Origin of the sequence: Streptomyces sp. H27-H5, from assembly GCF_026627505.1 — a bacterium.
In the GTDB taxonomy this organism is placed as follows: Bacteria; Actinomycetota; Actinomycetes; order Streptomycetales; family Streptomycetaceae; genus Streptomyces.
Map to the genome: position 1 here is coordinate 53839 of NZ_JAPNLK010000046.1, position 19316 is coordinate 73154.

The 19316-nt window shown below is 72.8% G+C and carries 14 protein-coding genes; 11 read left to right on the plus strand and 3 right to left on the minus strand.

From position 1 onward, the window contains the following. Nucleotides 1-155 precede the first annotated feature (155 nt). The gene (locus OTB19_RS22980) at nt 156-863 is read left to right on the plus strand and encodes a class III extradiol dioxygenase subunit B-like domain-containing protein (protein WP_267800239.1); all 708 of its coding nucleotides are present in this window, start codon (nt 156-158) and stop codon (nt 861-863) included. 93 nt (nt 864-956) lie between these two features. On the opposite strand, the gene OTB19_RS22985 is transcribed toward OTB19_RS22980, so the two are convergent. Next, nucleotides 957-1202, minus strand: a complete 246-nt coding sequence (locus OTB19_RS22985; protein ID WP_267800240.1) for an antitoxin — start codon at nt 1200-1202, stop codon at nt 957-959. A gap of 23 nt (nt 1203-1225) precedes the next feature. Continuing rightward, nucleotides 1226-1432 (minus strand): gliding motility protein, encoded by a 207-nt coding sequence (locus OTB19_RS22990; protein ID WP_267800241.1) that lies wholly within the window; start codon nt 1430-1432, stop codon nt 1226-1228. Nucleotides 1433-1596: 164 nt separating this feature from the next. On the opposite strand from OTB19_RS22990, the gene miaA reads away from it, so the two are divergent. From miaA to hflX, 6 genes are all read left to right on the plus strand, one after another. Further along, the gene (gene miaA / locus OTB19_RS22995) at nt 1597-2535 is read left to right on the plus strand and encodes a tRNA (adenosine(37)-N6)-dimethylallyltransferase MiaA (RefSeq protein ID WP_267800242.1); all 939 of its coding nucleotides are present in this window, start codon (nt 1597-1599) and stop codon (nt 2533-2535) included. Between the two features lie 111 nt (nt 2536-2646). Further along, complete coding sequence (locus OTB19_RS23000) at nt 2647-3174, plus strand: hypothetical protein (protein WP_267800253.1); 528 nt, start codon at nt 2647-2649, stop codon at nt 3172-3174. 93 nt (nt 3175-3267) lie between these two features. Further along, nucleotides 3268-4143, plus strand: coding sequence for a diaminopimelate epimerase (gene dapF, locus OTB19_RS23005; protein ID WP_267800243.1), 876 nt, complete (start codon nt 3268-3270; stop codon nt 4141-4143). Between the two features lie 140 nt (nt 4144-4283). Then, a complete protein-coding gene (locus tag OTB19_RS23010; protein WP_267800244.1) occupies nt 4284-6362 on the plus strand; it encodes a RelA/SpoT family protein in 2079 nt (692 codons plus the stop codon). A gap of 177 nt (nt 6363-6539) precedes the next feature. After that, nucleotides 6540-7988, plus strand: a complete 1449-nt coding sequence (locus tag OTB19_RS23015; RefSeq protein WP_267800245.1) for a M1 family metallopeptidase — start codon at nt 6540-6542, stop codon at nt 7986-7988. 179 nt (nt 7989-8167) lie between these two features. Continuing rightward, nucleotides 8168-9673, plus strand: a complete 1506-nt coding sequence (hflX, locus tag OTB19_RS23020; protein ID WP_267800246.1) for a GTPase HflX — start codon at nt 8168-8170, stop codon at nt 9671-9673. 159 nt (nt 9674-9832) lie between these two features. Here hflX and OTB19_RS23025 read toward each other — a convergent pair whose 3' ends face one another. After that, nucleotides 9833-11008, minus strand: coding sequence for a trypsin-like serine peptidase (locus tag OTB19_RS23025; RefSeq protein WP_267800247.1), 1176 nt, complete (start codon nt 11006-11008; stop codon nt 9833-9835). 459 nt (nt 11009-11467) lie between these two features. On the opposite strand from OTB19_RS23025, the gene OTB19_RS23030 reads away from it, so the two are divergent. From OTB19_RS23030 to OTB19_RS23045, 4 genes are all read left to right on the plus strand, one after another. Then, entirely contained in the window at nt 11468-12787 is a 1320-nt protein-coding gene (locus OTB19_RS23030) for a diaminobutyrate--2-oxoglutarate transaminase family protein (protein WP_267800254.1), read from the plus strand. A 1982-nt stretch (nt 12788-14769) separates the two neighbouring features. Beyond that, nucleotides 14770-16506, plus strand: a complete 1737-nt coding sequence (locus OTB19_RS23035) for an IucA/IucC family protein (RefSeq protein ID WP_267800248.1) — start codon at nt 14770-14772, stop codon at nt 16504-16506. A 30-nt stretch (nt 16507-16536) separates the two neighbouring features. Further along, the gene (locus OTB19_RS23040) at nt 16537-17220 is read left to right on the plus strand and encodes a GNAT family N-acetyltransferase (protein WP_267800249.1); all 684 of its coding nucleotides are present in this window, start codon (nt 16537-16539) and stop codon (nt 17218-17220) included. 93 nt (nt 17221-17313) lie between these two features. Beyond that, on the plus strand, nt 17314-19170 hold the full coding sequence (locus OTB19_RS23045) for an IucA/IucC family protein (protein ID WP_267800250.1): 1857 nt from the start codon (nt 17314-17316) through the stop codon (nt 19168-19170). Nucleotides 19171-19316 lie beyond the last annotated feature (146 nt).

Here is a 19316-nt window from a genome sequence, read left to right on the forward strand (position 1 = left end):
TCCAGCGGTCCGGCCCCGAAAGGCCGGACCGTGGACCCGCGCACGGCGGTGAAGGCCGCGCACCGTGGACCCGCGCACGTTGGACCCGCGCACCGTGCACCCCGTACCCCGGCGGAGCCGCACGGCCCCGGCCGGCGACGGCTAGGCTGCGGATCATGCTCGTAGCCGCCGCCGTCTGTCCCGCCCCGCCGCTCCTCGTACCGGAGGTCGCCGCGGGAGCCGCCGCCGAACTGGGCGACGCCCGCACCGCCTGCTCCGACGCGCTCGCCGTGCTCGCCGCCTCCCGACCCGACCTGCTGGTCGTCGTCGGTGCCGCCGACCAGGACCACCGCGGGCCCTACCCCCAGGGCTCCCGGGGCACCTTCCGCGGCCACGGCGTGCAGCTCGACGTGCAACTCGGCGACGGCGACGAGGGGCCGCGCCTGCTGCCGACCTCGCTGGCCGTCGGCGCCTGGCTGCTGCGCCGCGCCCGCTGGGGCGCCGCACCCGTGGAAGGCCTCGGGGTCGGGGAACCGCTCGAAGCCGAACAGTGCCTGCGCGCGGGTCGGGACCTCGCCGCCCGCGACGCCCGCGTCGCCCTGCTCGTGATGGGCGACGGCAGCGCCTGTCGCACGCTCAAGGCCCCCGGCTACCTCGACGAGCGCGCCGCCGGCTTCGACGCGGCCGCCGCCCGCGCCCTCGGATCCGCCGACACCGCCGCGCTGGCCGCCCTCGACGCGGACCTCGCGCACGAACTCCAGGCCGCCGGGCGGGCCCCTTGGCAGGTCCTCGCGGGCGCCGCCGAAGACGCGGGCCTCGACGGTCGGCTGCTGTACGAGGACGCCCCGTACGGGGTCGGCTACTTCGTCGCCGCCTGGTCCTGACGCCGGCCCGGTACCCACCCGGGCCGCCGCGTCCGGGCACGAGAAAGGGGCGCGGGGTTCATCGAACCCGCGCGCCCCTCTCCGGCGACCACGTCAGGAAGTCGCCGGCGGCGTCGGCCCGCCGGGTGCGTCCTTGTGCGCGATCTTGCCCAGGGCGTCCTTCGCCTTGCCCGTCCCGCTCGTGATCTGACCGCTGTACTTGCCCTTGGTCTTGGAGTCAACGGCCTTCGCGACCTTCTCCAGACCGTCGGAAATCTTGCCCTCGTGCTGCTGCGCGAGGTCGCCGACCTTGTCCTTGGCCGGAGCGAGCTTGGCCTTCAGATTGTCCAGCAGGCCCATGGGTCACCCTTCAGTGGCGATGGCTACGTACGGGCGCCCTCGCCGGCCTCGCTGTCCAGGGAAGCCTCCGCGGACTTCTGCTGCGGAATCTCCGCGGCTGTCGCCGCCGGAGCCTCCACCTCAGTCGCCTCGCCCGTCGCTTCCTCGGACGGGGCCGTCAGGTCGGCGGACGCGACCTCTTCGGTCGAGCCCTGCTCCTTACGGCCAAAAAACCGGCTGAAAACGCCCATGTCTACTCCCGTAACGTTACTCGTGCGAATGAAGTTCCGCCGTGGCCGAAACGGCCTCCGCCGGGTACGCGCCGGGCCGGAACCTCGCCAGGGCAACGACTCCGACCACATCCCGTCACGTCCCTCGATCGGGTACCGGCCGCCGGGTTTGCGAGACTGTGTCGGTGAGGAATCCAGCCCCCGCCCTGCGGGTCATCGCCGTCGTCGGTCCCACCGCGGCCGGAAAGTCCGACTTGGGCGTCGCCCTGGCCCGCCATTTCGACGGCGAGGTCGTCAACGCCGACTCCATGCAGCTGTACCGGGGGATGGACATCGGCACCGCGAAACTGACGCGGGAGGAGCGCGGCGGAGTCCCGCACCACCTCCTCGACGTCTGGGACGTCACCGAGACCGCGAGCGTCGCCGAGTACCAGCGCCTCGCCCGCGCCGAGATCGACCGACTCCTCGCGCAGGGCCGCACGCCCGTCCTCGTCGGCGGCTCCGGGCTGTACGTCCGCGGCGCGCTCGACGCCATGGAGTTCCCCGGCACCGACCCCGAGGTACGGGCCCGCCTGGAGGAGGAGGCCACCCTGCGCGGCCCCGGCGCCCTGCACGCCCGGCTCGCCGCCGCCGACCCGATCGCCGCCCAGGCGATCCTCCCCAGCAACGGCCGCCGGATCGTCCGCGCCCTGGAGGTCATCGAGATCACCGGGCGCCCGTACACCGCGAACCTCCCCGGCCACGAGTCCGTCTACGAGACCGTCCAGATCGGCGTCGACGTGGGCCGGCCGGAACTCGACGAACGGATCGCGCTGCGGGTCGACCGGATGTGGGAGGCCGGGCTCGTCGACGAGGTCCGCGACCTGGAGGCCCGGGGCCTGCGCGACGGGATCACCGCCTCCCGCGCACTCGGCTACCAGCAGGTGTTGTCCGCCCTCGCGGGCGCGTGCACCGAGGACGAGGCGAGGGCCGAGACCGTCCGGGCCACCAAGCGCTTCGCCCGCCGACAGGACTCGTGGTTCCGGCGCGACCCGCGCGTGCACTGGCTGAGTGGCGCCCTCGCGGACCGCGGGGAACTCGCCGGACTCGCGCAGTCGTTGGTCGAACGAGCGGTCACAGCCTGATCACGTGATGGCATCGGGACGCCCCGTGCGCCCGTACCGGGGCCGGGGCCGTGCCATCATCAAACTTCTGAACAGCGGCGTACGAAGTCCGAGTGGGGAGGGCGCGTGGCTATGGAGGCCGGCCCTCGTGACACCGGGCGGGACGACACCAGACGGGAAGCGGACCCGATGCTTCACAGCGGGATCGCGGAACCGGTCGGGTCGGACGGCCCGGACGCCCTCGGCCTGCCCGCCGACCCGGCGCGGCTGACGCCCGACGGCCCCGACGCCCCGGACATCACCGCCCTGGACGTCTCGGGCCCCGAGTTCGAGGTCGAACTGCGGCCGCAGCGCCGCCTGCGCATCTGGCAGATCGCTCCCATCGTGATGCTCGCCGCCGCCGGATCCCTGATGTTCGCCTTCCCGCTCGCCTTCGAGTTCGGCGACGGCGGAGCCGTGGTCGCCATGCTCGGCTTCCTCATCAGCTGCTGCGCCGGCGGGTGGGCCATGATGGCCGCGCGCCGCGTCGGCCACTCCTGGCCCGGACTGCCGCCCCGCGGCAGCGGCCGCCGCCCCGACTGGCGCATGGCCGCGCTGTACACGGTGATGGCCCTCGCCCTGGTGTCCCTGGCCGTGTACCGGGTCGCGCGCCTGCGCTGAGCGGGCCCGCGCGCCCTCCCCGGCGTGCCCGCACACCGCGGACACCGGGCGAGCGCCCGGAGGCCAAACGGGCCCCGAAGGTACGATGACCTGGTGACGCACCGCACCCTCTCCTTCCTCAAGGGCCACGGGACCGAGAACGACTTCGTGATCGTTCCCGACCCGGACAACGCCATCGACCTGCCTGTGACCGCCGTCGCCGCACTGTGCGATCGGCGGGCCGGCATCGGGGCCGACGGGGTGCTGCACGTCGTGCGGTCCGCCGCCCACCCCGACACGGCGCACCTGGCCGACGAGGCCGAGTGGTTCATGGACTACCGCAACAGCGACGGGTCCATCGCCGAGATGTGCGGCAACGGCGTCCGGGTCTTCGCCCGCTACCTCCTGCACGCCGGCCACGTCGAGCCCGGCGACCTCGCCGTCGCCACCCGGGGCGGCGTCAAGCGCGTCCACCTCGACAAGAGCGGCGACGTCACCGTCTCCATGGGCCGCGCCGAACTGCCCGTCGGCGACGTCACCGTCTCCGTCGGCGAGCGTTCGTGGCCCGCGCGGAACGTGAACATGGGCAACCCGCACGCGGTGGCCTTCGTCGACAGCCTCGACGACGCCGGGACCCTGTACACCGCCCCGCCGTTCAGCCCCGCGTCCGCATACCCGACCGGAGTCAACGTCGAGTTCGTGGTCGACCGGGGCCCCCGGCACGTCGCGATGCGCGTCCACGAGCGCGGCTCCGGCGAGACCCGCTCCTGCGGCACCGGCGCCTGCGCCGTGGCCGTGGCCGCCATCCGACGCGACGGCGTCGACCCGGCCGTGACCGGCGAACCGGTCACGTACACCGTCGACCTCCCCGGCGGACGACTCGTCATCACCGAGCACCCCGACGGGCAGATCGACATGACCGGACCGGCCGTCATCGTGGCCGAGGGCGAGCTCGATCCGACCTGGCTGACCGAAACGGCTTTCGCATGAAGGTTCCCTCCAATGGGTGATCCGTTTCACGCTGAGCGAGAGGTGGACTGCGCCACGTGGTGGGGTCGGTAACATCAGGCACCGGCCCTGAGGGCTCACCCCATGCCCACCACCGCCGGTCGAAGCCGCCGGAGGTGCCCATGAGTGCAGAGGCCACGAACCCCGAAGCACACCCCGAAGCGCGCCCTGAGCTGCGTAGACGGGGCCGGGGCAGGCTGGATCTGCGCCGGCTCGGGCGTGCCGCGCTGCTCGGGCCCGCGTCCCGAGACCGGCTTCCGGACGCCATCGGACACGTGGCGGAAGCGCATCGCGCCCACCATCCGGACGCCGATCTGTCCATTCTGCGGCGCGCATATCTGCTCGCGGAGACCTCTCACCGCGGCCAAATGCGAAAAAGCGGTGAGCCGTACATCACACATCCGCTCGCCGTCACCCTGATCCTCGCCGAACTCGGCGCGGAGACAACGACGTTGACGGCGTCCCTCCTCCACGACACCGTCGAGGACACGGACGTGACCCTCGATCAGGTACGCGAGGAGTTCGGCGACGAGGTCTGCTTCATCGTGGACGGCGTCACCAAGGTCGAGAAGATCGACTACGGCGCCGCCGCCGAACCCGAGACCTTCCGCAAGATGCTCGTCGCCACCGGCAACGACGTCCGCGTCATGTCCATCAAACTCGCCGACCGACTGCACAACATGCGCACCCTCGGCGTGATGCGCCCCGACAAACAGGCGCGCATCGCCAAGGTCACCCGCGACGTCCTCATCCCGCTCGCCGAACGACTCGGCGTACAGGCCCTCAAGACCGAGCTGGAAGACCTCGTCTTCGCGATCCTGCACCCCGAGGAGTACGAGGAGACCCGCGCGCTCATCGCCGCCCACGCGGGGGAGCGTGACCCGCTGCCCGGCATCGCGGACTCCGTGCGCGGCGTCCTGCGCGACGCCGGCATCGCCGCCGAGGTCGTGGTCCGCCCCCGCCACTTCGTCTCCGTGCACCGCATCTCCCGCAAGCGCGGCGAACTGCGCGGCTCCGACTTCGGACGCGTCCTCATCCTCGTCGGCGAGAACGCCGACTGCTACGCGGTCCTCGGCGAACTCCACACCTGTTTCACCCCGGTGGTCTCGGAGTTCAAGGACTTCATCGCCTCCCCGAAGTTCAACCTCTACCAGTCGCTGCACACCGCCGTCGCCACCGCCGAGGGGCACGTCGCCGAGGTCATCGTCCGCACCCGGCAGATGCACCGCGTCGCCGAGGCCGGGGTGGTCGCGCTCGGCAATCCGTACACCACCCCGCCGGTCGACGCGGCCGAGGGCGACGAGGAGCGGGTCGACCCGACGAGACCCGGCTGGTTGTCCCGACTGCTCGACTGGCAACAGTCCGCACCCGACCCCGACACCTTCTGGACGGTGCTGCGCGCCGAACTGGCCCAGGACCGCGAGATCACCGTGTTCCGGGCCGACGGCGGGACGCTGGGCCTGCCGGGCGGGGCGAGCTGTATCGACGCCGCCTACGCCCAACACGGTGAGGCGGCGCACGGCTGTATCGGCGCCCGGGTCAACGGGCGCCTCACCTCCCTCTCGTCCCGGCTGTCCGACGGGGACACCGTCCAACTCCTGCTCGCGCACGACGCCTCCTCCGGGCCCGCCGCCGACTGGCTCGACCACGCCAAGACCCCGGCCGCCCGGATCGCCATCAGCGGCTGGCTCCAGACCCACCCCGACTCCGCGGCCGCCACCACCACCGCCGCCCGGGCCCCGCTCTCCGTCGTGGGGGCGCGCGGCGGCGGGGCGAACGCCGTCGCCGACCTGCCGGACGCGCCCGTGCGACTGGCCGGCTGCTGCACCCCCGTACCGCCGGACGCCGTCGCCGGATTCGTCGTACGCGGCGGAGCCGTCACCGTGCACCGCGTCCACTGCCCGGCGGTGGCCCAGATGCGCGCCGTCGGCCGTACCTCCGTCGCCGTGCACTGGCGGGCCACCGCGGACTGCCGCGTGACCCTGCTCGCCGAATCGTTCGGCCGCCCGCACCTCCTGGCCGATCTGACCGAGGCCATCGCCCGCGAAGGGGTCGAGGTGGTCTCCGCGACCGTGGAACCGCCCGTCGAACAGCGCGTCCGGCACTCCTACACCCTCCAGTTGCCCGACGCGACGGGGCTGCCGGCCCTGATGCGGGCGATGAGGGACGTACCGGGCGTGTACGACGTCAGCCGGGCGTAGCGGGACAGCCGGGCGAAGCGGGGAGGACAGGGGGCCGGGGGGCTCGGGGGTCCGGGGGAACGGAAATCCGGGGGCGGAACGCACGTCGGCCGGGCCACGGCGTCGGACGCCCTCGTTCGGGTGCACCCGGCGCGCGCCGTTCGCGGCCCCTTGCCGGGCGCTGGTAAGCGATGGGGGATGCAGCTCACCTCCCCCCGCCTGCGTGCCGCCCTGCTCGCCGCCGCCTCGCTCACCCTCGTCGCCGCCGTACTGCCCCCGCCCCAACCGCTGGGCATCGGCGACCGGCTCTTCCCCGAGCTCGGCAACCCCGGGTACGACGTCCTCTCGTACGACCTGTCCTTCACGTACAAGGACAACCGGACCCCGCTCGACGCCGTCACCGTCATCACCGCCCGCACCCTGCACGCGCTGGACCGCATCAACCTCGACTTCACCCATGGCCAGGTGGCGTCCGCCGAGGTCAACGGGGAACCGGCCCGGTTCGAGAGCGCGGGAGAGGACCTCGTACTGACCCCCGCCCGCCCGGTCACCCGGGGATCCGTACTGGGCATCACCGTGCGCCACACCAGCGACCCGCGCGGCCGCGGCGACGGCGGCTGGGTGCCCACCGAGGACGGACTGGCCATGGCCAACCAGGCCGACGCCGCCCACCGCGTCTTCCCCTGCAACGACCACCCCGCCGACAAGGCGTACTTCACCTTCCGGATCACCGCCCCGGCCGGGCTCACGGCGGTGGCCAACGGACTGCCCGGCGCGCTCCCGACCCGGCGCGCGGGCGGCCCGACCACCTGGACGTACCGCACCCTGCACCCCATGGCCACCGAACTGGCCCAGGTCTCCGTCGGGACCTCGGAGGTCGTCCACCACACGGGCCCGCACGGACTGCCGCTGCGCGACGTGGTGCCCGCCGCCGACCGGGTGCGCCTGGAACCCTCGCTGAAGAAGACCGACGGCCACGTCCGGTGGATGGAGGAGCGGGTCGGGCGCTACCCCTTCGAGAACTACGGAGTCCTGATCGCTCGGGCCACGACCGGCTTTGAGCTGGAGACCCAGACCCTCTCGCTCTTCGAGCACGGCCTGTTCTCCGGGAACGCCGGCTACCCCGAGTGGTACGTCGAGGCCGTGATGGTCCACGAACTCGCACACCAGTGGTTCGGAGACAGCGTGAGCCCCCGCACCTGGTCCGACCTGTGGCTCAACGAAGGACACGCGACCTGGTACGAGGCCCTGTACGCCGACGGGCTCGGCAAGTACTCCCTGGAGCGGCGCATGCGCGAGGCGTACCAGCGCTCCGACCAGTGGCGGGCCGCCGGCGGCCCCCCGGCCGCCCCCAAAGCCGCCGCCCCCGGGGAGAAGATCGGCCTGTTCCGGCCCGTGGTCTACGACGGGGCCGCGCTCATCCTGTACGCCCTGCGCCAGGAGGTCGGCGCCGCGACCTTCGACCGGATCGAGCGCCGCTGGGTGGCCGAGCACGCGGACTCCACGGCCGGCACGGACGACTTCGTCCACCTGGCCTCGCAGGAGGCGGGGCGCGACCTGACCGCGTTCCTCAAGCCCTGGCTGTACGGCACGACCACCCCGGCGATGCCGGGGCACCCGGAATGGGGCGGCCCGAAAAGCGTGTGACGCGCCCGGAACGGGCATGTCACCATCAACGAGGCCGTTCGGCGACCGATCGGGCCGGGGCCCGGGCTCCGGGAATCACCGGCCGATGTGACGCGTTGGACGTGACAGTGTTGTGTCACGTTCGGCGGTAGCGTTGGCCATTGCCGGGCGCGACGCATTCGAATCGACGTAAGGATCCAATGACCTCCTCTTCTTCCCCTTCCCAGGACGCGCGGGACGCACAGGACGTGCGTGACCCGCAGAGCTTCACCGAGAGCCTTCGGGCCGATGCCCTGATGGAAGAGGACGTCGCCTGGAGCCACGAGATCGACGGAGACCGGGACGGCGAGCAGTTCGAGCGCTCCGAGCGCGCGGCCCTGCGGCGCGTGGTCGGCCTCTCCACCGAGCTCGAAGACGTCACCGAGGTCGAGTACCGACAGCTCCGACTGGAGCGCGTCGTACTCGTCGGTGTCTGGACCTCCGGCACGGTGACGGACGCCGAGAACTCCCTCGCGGAGCTCGCCGCCCTCGCCGAGACGGCGGGCGCCCTCGTCCTCGACGGCGTGATCCAGCGTCGCGACAAGCCCGACCCGGCCACCTTCATCGGCTCCGGCAAGGCCCGCGAACTGCGCGACATCGTCATGGAGAGCGGCGCCGACACCGTCGTCTGCGACGGTGAGCTCAGCCCCGGCCAGCTCATCGCCCTCGAAGACGTGGTCAAGGTCAAGGTCGTCGACCGCACCGCGCTCATCCTCGACATCTTCGCCCAGCACGCGAAGTCCCGAGAGGGCAAGGCCCAGGTCGCGCTCGCGCAGATGCAGTACATGCTGCCGCGCCTGCGTGGCTGGGGTGCCTCGCTGTCCCGTCAGATGGGTGGCGGCGGCGGTGGCGGCATGGCCACCCGTGGCCCCGGTGAAACCAAGATCGAGACCGACCGGCGTCGGATCCGCGAGAAGATGGCGAAGATGCGCCGGGAGATCGCGGACATGAAGACCGGCCGCGACATCAAGCGCCAGGAACGCCGGCGCAACAAGGTGCCCTCGGTCGCCATCGCCGGCTACACCAACGCCGGCAAGTCCTCGCTGCTCAACCGCCTCACGGGCGCCGGCGTGCTGGTGGAGAACTCGCTGTTCGCCACCCTCGACCCGACCGTGCGCCGGGCCGAGACGCCGTCCGGCCGGATCTACACCCTGGCCGACACCGTCGGCTTCGTCCGGCACCTGCCCCACCACCTGGTCGAGGCGTTCCGCTCCACGATGGAGGAGGTCGGCGACTCCGACCTCATCCTGCACATCGTGGACGGCTCGCACCCGGCCCCGGAGGAGCAGCTGGCGGCCGTACGCGAGGTGATCCGCGAGGTCGGCGCGGTCAACGTGCCCGAGATCGTCGTGATCAACAAGGCGGACGCGGCGGACCCGCTCGTCCTCCAGCGGCTGCTGCGCATCGAGCGGCACTCCATCGCCGTATCGGCCCGCACCGGCATGGGCATCGACGAGCTGCTGGCGCTCATCGACACCGAGCTGCCGCGACCCGAGGTCGAGGTGGAGGCACTGGTGCCGTACACCCGCGGCTCGCTGATCGCCCGGGCCCACGCCGAGGGCGAGGTCATCTCCGAGGAGCACACCCCGGAGGGCACCCTGCTCAAGGCACGCGTCCACCAGGAACTCGCCGCGGACCTGGCACCGTACGTGCCGGCGAAGCACTGACCGGTGCGTCGGTGAAGCACCGGCGGACGTGCCGCTGAAGTACCGACGGGCATGACACGGCGCGACATCACATGACGGAGGGCCCCCGCGATGCGGGGGCCCTCCGTCATGCGTGATGCTCTGTGCGCCGGCCCGGGCGCCGCGCGCCCGGGCCACCCGCTACTTGAACTTGGCGCTCACCGCGGAGTAGATGCCCTTGGCCTCCGGGCCCAGGCGCGGACCGGCCAGCCAACCGGCCTTGGCCGGGCCGATCGAGGTGTTCGACACCAGCGCCGGCCTGCCGTCGGCACCCGCCGCGACCCAACCGCCACCCGAGGAACCGCCGGTCATGGTGCAACCGATGCGGTACATCACCGGGTCGGCGGCCTTCAACGACAGACGACCGGGCTTGTCCGTGCACTGAAACGCCCGCTGGCCGTCGAACGGAGCCGCAGCCGGGTAGCCCGTCGCCGTGATGCCCGCGACCTTGCCCACCGCCGGCGCGTTGAAGTCCACCGGAAGCGCCGAACCGACCGTCTCCTCCAGCGACTTGCCGCTGCCCTTCTCCGGTGCGACGTGCAGCACCGCGAAGTCGTACGGAGCGCCCGCGCCACCGGAGGGACCACCCGAAGCGATCCACTGGTCCGAGGTCTGCGCCCAGTCGCTCCACCACACGCCGTACGGGGCGACCTGCTCGCGCGGCGCGCCCTTCAGCTGCGCCGACGCCCTGCCCGCGTTGTTGTAGGAAGGCACGAAGGCGATGTTGCGGTACCAGCCGCCCGCCTTGCCCGCGTGGACACAGTGACCCGCCGTCCACACCATGTTGGACTTGCCCGGGTGCGCCGGGTCCTTCACCACGGTCGCCGAGCAGACCATCGACCCCTCGGGGCCGTCGAAGAAGACCTTGCCGGACGCCGGAACGCTGGAGTGGTACGGCGCCACCGCACCCCTCGCCCGCACCGGAACCGGCGTCGGGTCCGTGACACCCTGGTCCTTGCCCGCGTCCGGATCCACGGCCGGAGGCTGCGGAGTCTTGTCGGCGTCACGCATCCGGTCCGGGTCCCACAGACCCTCGATGACCGGGTTGATGTAGTCGCCCGCCTCGCGGAGCCAGTCCTCCTGCTTCCAGTTCTTCCACGCACCTCCCCGCCACTTCTCCAGGTCGACGCCGTGCTCCTTGAGCTTGTCCCTGAGCTCGTCCGGGATCTTGATCCCGTCCGTACCGGGCGGAAGGCTCGCAGCCACGGTCGGCTTGGCGTCGCCGCCGGCCTCCCCGTCGCCGGGGCCACAGGCTGCGGCGGTCAGCGCGAGCGCGGCCGCGCACAGGATCGCGGTGACCGGTCGGATCGGTCGCATGTCGTAAATCCCCCTGGTGTTTCGAGGCGTTGAACGGGGTGGAGTGCGGTGGCCGTACGGGTGTACGGCAAGCGCAGCACCCCACTATGCCGCTGCTCCGAAGGACGGCACAGCCCGGGGCCGCGGTTCCTGTTCTTCGAACCATCCCCGGAACTTGTTCGATTCGGACATCCCGCAGGACATCGCGGCGGACTGTGTGCAGGAAACGGCGGCGGACCTCGCGGTGACCTCGTGGTCGTGTTCGCGACTGCTTCGGCGGGACTTCGTGGCGGGCTTCGCGGCGGACAAGGATCTTCGGTCCACCCGTGATCCGCGGCCGTCACCGTCGTTGGTACGTACGGGGGACGGGGGAGCAGCGTTCATGTTCGAGACGCAATCCGGAAGAGAATCCGTGCGGGAGGACCGACACTCGTGGCTTTGAGCGAGGCTTTCACCGAGTCGGACGCGGCCGCGGAGCAGATCCCGCCGCAAGGGACCAGAGGACCCGTCGCCGCCGAAACCATCCTGCGCAGGCAGGCACAACGGGAGTCCGCCGCCCGGACGTACGCGCGCTCGCTGCCCATCGTCCCGGTGCGCGCCCGGGGCCTGACGATCGAGGGCGCGGACGGGCGGCGCTACCTCGACTGCCTGTCCGGTGCGGGCACCCTCGCCCTCGGGCACAACCACCCCGTGGTGCTCGAAGCCATCCGCGGCGTCCTCGACTCCGGCGCACCGCTGCACGTCCTCGACCTGGCGACCCCCGTCAAGGACGCCTTCACCACGGAGTTGTTCGCGAACCTTCCGGCGGCGCTCGCGGCCGACGCCCGGATCCAGTTCTGCGGGCCGGCCGGTACGGACGCCGTGGAAGCCGCGCTCAAACTGGTCCGCACCGCCACCGGGCGTTCCGGGCTGATGGCCTTCACGGGCGCGTACCACGGCATGACCGCGGGAGCACTGGACGCCTCCGGCGGGGCCACCGGCGTACGCGTCACCCGGCTCCCGTACCCCCAGGACCACCGCTGCCCCTTCGGCGTCGGCGGAGCCGAGGGCGCCCGGCTCGGCGCCCGTTGGACCGAGAGCCTGCTCGACGACCCGAAGGGCGGGGTACCCACGCCCGCCGGGCTCATCGTCGAACCCGTACAGGGAGAGGGCGGCGTCCACCCCGCCCCGGACGACTGGCTCCGGCGGATGCGCGAGATCACCGAGGCCCGGGGAATCCCGCTGATCGCGGACGAGGTGCAGACGGGCGTGGGCCGCACCGGGGCCTTCTGGGGCGTGGACCACGCGGGGGTGGTGCCCGACGTGATGGTGCTGTCCAAGGCCATCGGCGGCAGCCTGCCGCTCGCGGTGATCGTCTACCGGTCCGAACTCGACGTCTGGGCGCCCGGCGCCCACGCCGGCACGTTCCGCGGCAACCAACTGGCCATGGCCGCGGGCACCGCCACCCTCGCCTACGTCCGCCGCAACAACCTCGCGGAACGCGCCGGGGTACTGGGCGAACGCATGCTGACGGCCCTGCGCGCCCTGGCCGCCGACCACCCGTGCATCGGCGACGTACGAGGCCGCGGGCTGATGCTGGGCGTCGAACTCGTGGACCCCGAAACCGGCGACGCCGCCCCGGACCTCGCCGCCACCGTCCGCCAGGAATGCCTGGACCGCGGGCTGATCGTCGAACTCGGCGGCCGCCACTCCTGCGTGGTCCGCCTGCTCCCCCCGCTCACCCTGACCGACGAGCAGGCCGCAGCCGTCCTGGAACGGCTGGCCGACGCCATCGCCGCCACCGCCCGACGGTCCCACTGACCCCACCCGCACCCCAAGGACCCCCGATGCCGGACCCCTCCACCCCGCACCCCACCCCCTCCCCGAGGGCCGGCGCCCCGGCGCCGAACCTCACCCCGGCGCCGGGCCTGAGCCTGGGGCCGGGCCTGAGCCTGGGGCCGAGCCCGAGCCCGAGCCTGGGACCGAGCACGAACCCGAGGCCGGGACCGGGGCCGGGACCGGGGCCGGGACCGAGCACGAGCCCGAGGCCGGAGTTCGCCCCGGGGCAGGCCCCGAGCCTGGAGTTCAGCCTGGGAGAGGTACAGGGCCCGGGCTTCAGCCCGGGTGGCGGGCACCAACCGAGTCCGGAGCCCACCCCGCCCTCGGGCACGGCCCACCCCGTCACGCCCGCCGCCGCGCCTGAATGTCCCCACCCGGCCCCTCCTCGCGACCACGCGGCCCCAGGCGCCCGGCCCGCCGGCCCGGTCAGCGCCCCGACAGCCCCCGCCCTGGCCGCGTCAGCCCTGGCTGTTTCGGGTCCGGTCACCTCGGGTCCGGCCGACTCGGTCAGGACTCCGAGCCCGGCTCCGGTCACCCCGGCTGCCGCGGCATCGGCTCCCTCGACCCTGTCACCGAGCTCGGCTCCGATCGTGCCGGCGAAGGGCAACGTCAGCGCCCCGGTGACCGCGACCGCCTCGGCCGCGACTTCAGCTTCGACAGCGGCTCCGGCTTCGACCTCGGCCTCTATGGCCCCAGCCCCAGCCCCAGCCCCGGCTCCAGCTCCGACTTCGGCCTCGGCTCCCAAGGGGACGGCCCCGACCCGAACCGCGCTTTCGGGCGTGACGCCGGACCAGGAGACCTCGGCAGCGGTGGCGTGGTCAGCACCGGTCCTGGCGCCGACAGCGGCCCTGGACTGGGCAGTGGCTCGCCCCGCGCAGGCCCCCTTCAACGAAGGCCCGGTCACCCCGGTCAGCTCCGACTCTCTCGGAGCCCGGACCTCGCCCCCCGCGCCCCCGGGCACACGGCCGGCCGGCCCGGGCTCGGTGACAGGTCGCCAGAGCCCGGCGTCGACAACCCTGGCCTCCTGGCCGGCCCCGGGGCCCACCCCGACGGCGAGCCCGGCCAGTCCGACCCCGAACCGCGGTCCCGCGCTCGCCGCCCGACCCCCGCTCGGTACGCCCACGCAGGGAGTCCCGGGACAGGACCTCACCCCGCTGCTGTGGCTCGCCCCCACCCCGCTCGCCGGCTCGGGCCCGAGCCCGCGCCCGGCTCCTACCGAGGCCCGGTCCCTCGACCCGGGAGAGGCGGACCCCGGTCCGAACCCGGCGTCGTCCCGGAGCTTCAGGCCGGCCCGCGAGGACACCCCTTCGCCCCGCCTCGCACCCGACCCGGCACGAGGCACCGCCCCCACCGCAGCACCCAACCCCCCGACCCCGGGCGCCCGGTCTGAGGCGACACCGACAGCGGGCACCCCCCAGGATCCGACCGCTCCCGACACCGCACTGGGTCCCGACACCCCACCCACCCCCGAGGCTGTCTCCGGCCCCAGCCCCGAGGCTGTCTCCGGCCCCAGCCCCGAGGCTGTCTCCGGCCCCAGCTCCAGCTCCAGCCCCAGCCCCAGCGGCGCCCTCAGTCCCAGCCGCACCTCCACCCCCAGCGGCACCCCCAGCCCCCGCGCGAGCCCCCGCGGCGCCCCCCGCCCCCCCCCCCCCCCCCGCCCCCGCAACCCCCCCGCGCCCGAGGCCGCTCCGGCGGCAAGTCCGGAGCCCGGCCGAGCATCAGACGTGCCGGAGCACCACACCGCCCCAGCCGCCCCGGACCCCTGCCGTCCCCCGTCCGCCCCAACGTCCGCAGCCGCCCCGACGCCCCCGCCCGAGGCGCCGGCCTCGGTCGTGCCGGCGGCCGAACGGCAGCACGTGCCGGTGTCTCCCGCCACCGGCGTGCCACGGCAGGTGGGCGGAAGCCGCAGATTCGAAGCGGGAGGAACCGGGGCAGGAACCGGTCCCGGCACACCGGGATCCGCGATGCTCCCGGACCTGCTCGACCACCCCGACCCGGCCATCGCCGCCGAGACCGCCGCGGTGGAGAACCTGCTGCGGTGCTGGGTCCGCGAAAGCGGCCTGGGCCGCCCCGACGGGCCCGCCGGAACGCCGCTCCGCATCCCCCTGCCCGCATCCGGCACCGCGGTACTCGTCGCCGTCCGGCACTGGTCCCCGGCCGGCTGGCATCGCTTCGCCCCCGCCCGGATCGAAGGCGCCCCAGCCGAAGCCCCCACCCTGGACGCCGTCACCCTCGCCGCGCTCATCGCCCGTGAGGGCACCGGCCGCGGTGGCGCCGATCTGGTCGGCCGGGTCGCCGACTCGGTCCAGCGCACGGCGGAGTTCATCGCCGACCGGCGAGCCCGCCCCGCCGCCCCCGCCCCCGTCGCCGAGGACCGATTCCTCACCGCCGAACAGTCCCTCCTCCTCGGCCACCCCCTGCACCCGACCCCGAAGAGCCGCGAAGGCCTCTCCGAAGCCGACGTGCGCCGCTACTCACCCGAACTCCACGGCTCCTTCCCCCTGCACTGGTTCGCGGTCGCGCCCGCCGTCCTCGCCACCGACTCCGCCTGGACCGAACGCGGCCGCCCGGTTTCCGCCGCCCAACTGTTTGCCCGCCTCGCGCCCGGTCTGCCCTCGCCCACCGGCACCACCCCACTTCCGCTTCACCCCTGGCAGGCCCGCGACCTCCTCCAACGCCCGGCCGTCGCCGCCCTGTGCGACGCCGGACTCCTGACCGACCTGGGCCCGTACGGCGACCCCTGGTACCCCACCTCCTCCATTCGCACCGTCCACCGCCCCGGTTCCCCCGCGATGCTCAAGCTGTCCCTGGGCCTGCGCATCACCAACTCCCGCCGGGAGAACCTCCGCAAGGAACTCCACCGCGGCGTCGAGGTTCACCGCCTCCTGCGCGCCGGACTCGCCGAGCAGTGGCAGTCGGCCCACCCCGGTTTCGACATCGTCCGCGACCCCGCCTGGGTCGCCGTCGACTCCCTCGACGGCACGCCCGTCCCGGGACTCGACGCCCTGCTGCGCCACAACCCCTTCCGCTCCGACGACGACGCCCTCTGCATCGCCGCGCTCACCACTCCGCGGCCGTGGCCCGGTCGGACCACGATGCGCTCCCCGCTCGTCGAGACCGTCGTCCGGCTCGCCGCCTCCACCGGCCGCCCGGTCCCCGCCGTCGCCGCCGAGTGGTTCCTGCGCTACCTCGACCACGTTGTCCGGCCGATCCTCGCCCTCGACGCGCTCGCCGGGGTCGCCCTCGAAGCGCACCAACAGAACACCCTGGTGCTCCTCGACCCGGCCGGCTGGCCGATCGGCGGCCGCTACCGCGACAACCAGGGCTACTACTTCCGCGACTCCCACCGCGCGGAACTGCAACACCGGCTCCCCGGCATCGGCAGCGCCAGCGACACCTTCGTCTCCGACGCCGTCACCGACGAACGCTTCGCCTACTACCTCGGCATCAACAACGTGCTCGGCCTCATCGGCGCCTTCGGGTCCCAGCACCTCGCCGACGAACGCGTACTCCTCGCGGCCTTCCGCCGCTTCCTCGGGAAGAACGCGGGCCTCGGGCCGCTCCCCGCCCAACTGCTCGACTCACCCACCCTCCGCTGCAAAGCCAACCTGCTCACCCGCCTGGGCGGCCTCGACGAACTCGTCGGCCCCGTCGACACCCAGTCCGTCTACGTCACCATCACCAACCCCCTTCACGGCTGACGCGTCCGTACCGACACGGAGAAGAGCCCCATGCCCTCCACCGACACCTCGACCGGTCCCGTCGGTTCAGCCCTCGCCACAACCGGATACTCCCTCGGCCACATGCGCCGCCCCCCGCAGCGCTGGCCCCTGCTCGCCGAAGCCGACCTGCTCGACTCCCCGGCCACCTGGGACGCCATCGCCACCGCTGCCGGAGCCTTCCGCCTCGAACCCGTACGCCCACGTCGAGACCTGGACCTCATCGCGGGATGGATGAACGACCCCGAGGTGGCCGCCTATTGGGAACTCGCCGGCCCGGCCTCGACCACCGCCGATCACCTGCGGGCCCAGCTCGACGGCGACGGTCACAGCCTTCCCTGCCTCGGCCTCCTCGACGGCACACCGATGAGCTACTGGGAGATCTACCGGGCCGACCTCGACCCGCTCGCCCGGTACTACCCGGCACGCCCCCACGACACCGGTATCCACCTGCTCATCGGAGACGGCACGAACCGCCGCCGAGGTCTGGGCACCACCCTGCTGCGCGCCGCCGCCGACCTGCTGCTCGACAACCGTCCACGCTGCGCACGCGTCATCGCCGAACCGGACATCCGCAACACCCCCTCCGTATCAGCCTTCTTGAACTCCGGTTTTCGCTATTCCGCTGAAATCGACCTTCCCGAGAAGCGCGCGGCGCTGATGATCCGGGAGCGGGCGCTGCGCAATCTCACCTGATCGCCGCCCCACCGTCCCGAAGCATCCGTCTCACGCCTCTCCCTTCGAAAACTCTGCGTCACGCAGCAAAGTTCCCGATCTCCGAGGAGTCCCGTGCCGAATTTCCCCGAAGCCCCCGACTCCACGGAGCCCGCCCTGCCCCCGTCGCCTCAGCACCCGGTCACGCCGCCCGAGATCAACGGATCGACCTGGGACTTCGCGGCCCGCAGGCTGCTGGCCAAGATGCTCGGCGAATTCGCGTACGAGGAGATCGTCAGTCCCGTTCCGACTCCGTCCGCCGCGGGCGACGCCTGGACCCTGACCCTCGACGACGGCGGACACCTCGGGTTCCGAGCGCGCCGTCGTTCCTACGGGAGCTGGCAGGTCGCCCCCGACACCATCACGCTCACCCCGCCGCCCGCCTCCACGGAGACGTCGACCGCGTTCGGGGACCCGTACGAGTTCCTCGTCCGCGCCCGCACTCTCCTCCGGCTCGACGGAGAGACCCTCGGCCACCTGGTCCGCGAGCTGAGCGCCACCCTCGCCGCCGACGCCCGCCTCGATCACCACGCCCTGACCGCCGACGTACTCGCCGACCTCGACTACGCCGCGCTCGAAGGACACCAGACGGGCCACCCCTGGCTCGTCCTCAACAAGGGCCGCATCGGACTGTCCGCCTCCGACACCGCCGCCTGGGCCCCCGAGGCGCGTACCCGCCAACGATTGCCCTGGCTCGCCGCCCACACCTCCCTGGCGGAGTACCGCGGCGCGGCCGGTCTGGAAGATCCCGCCCGGCTCTACTCCGCCGAACTCGACCCCGTCACCAGGGCCGGCTTCGACCGCGTCCTGCGCGACCGCGGCCTCGACCCGCGCGGCTACCTCTACCTCCCGGTGCACCCCTGGCAGTGGGACGAGATCGTGTTGCCCCTGTTCGCGCCGGCCCTCGCGTCGGGCGCCCTGGTGCCGCTGCCCGCGGACCTCGACATGCGCCTCCCGCAACAGTCGATCCGCACCTTCCTCAACCTGACCCGCCCCGATCGGCACAGCGTCAAACTGCCGCTCTCCGTCTTCAACACCATGGTCTGGCGGGGCCTGCCCTCCGATCTCGCACTCGCCGCCCCCGCCGTCACCGGGTGGATCCACTCCCTCCGTGACTCCGATCCCTTCCTGCGTGACGAATGCGGGGTCATCCTGCTGGGCGAGGTCGCGTCCGTCACCGTCCGCCACCCCGTCTACGACCGCCTTCCCGAGGTCCCGTACCAGTACAAGGAACTCCTCGGGGCGATCTGGCGCGAGCCGCTGACCGGCCGTCTCGCCCCCGGCGAGCGGGCCCGCACCCTTGCCTCGCTCCTCCACACGGACCCGCGCGGCCGCTCCTTCACGGCGGAGCTGGTGGCCCGGTCCGGGCTCACCCCCACGGTGTGGCTCCAGCGACTCTTCGCCGCCCTGTTGCCGCCGCTCCTCCACTTCCTCTACCGCTACGGGACCGTGTTCTCGCCGCACGGAGAGAACGCCATCGTGGTCTTCGACGAGAACGACGTTCCCGTCCGGCTGGCGGTCAAGGACTTCGTGGATGACATCAACATCAGCCGCGAGCCGCTGCCCGAACACGAGTCGATGCCCGCCGAGGTCCGCGCCGCCCTCCTCACCGAGCCGCCGGCCTTCCTCACCCAGTTCATCCACTCCGGACTGTTCATCGGCGTCTTCCGCTACCTGTCCGCGATCTGCGACGACCGGCTCGGTGTCCCCGAGGACGACTTCTGGTCCCTCGTCCGGGCGGAAATCCTCCACCACCAGTCCCGATTCCCGGATCTCAAGGAGCGCTTCGAGCTCTTCGACCTGCTCAGCGAGCGGATCGACCGGCTCTGCCTCAACCGCAACCGGCTCCACGAGGACGGCTACCGCGACCGGCCGGACCGCCCGCACGCCGTCACGCACGGAACCGTCCCCAACCCCCTCCACCGCTCGTGATCACTCGCCGATGCGGGCACTGAAGCTCCTATTGGCTGTCAAGCGGCAGTGAGCCAGTCGCGGTAGGCGCTGGCGAGGTCGTCGTCACGTCGGGTGCCGCGCTCGATGCAGGAGATGACCGCGGGCCAGACACTGAAGTGGTGGGC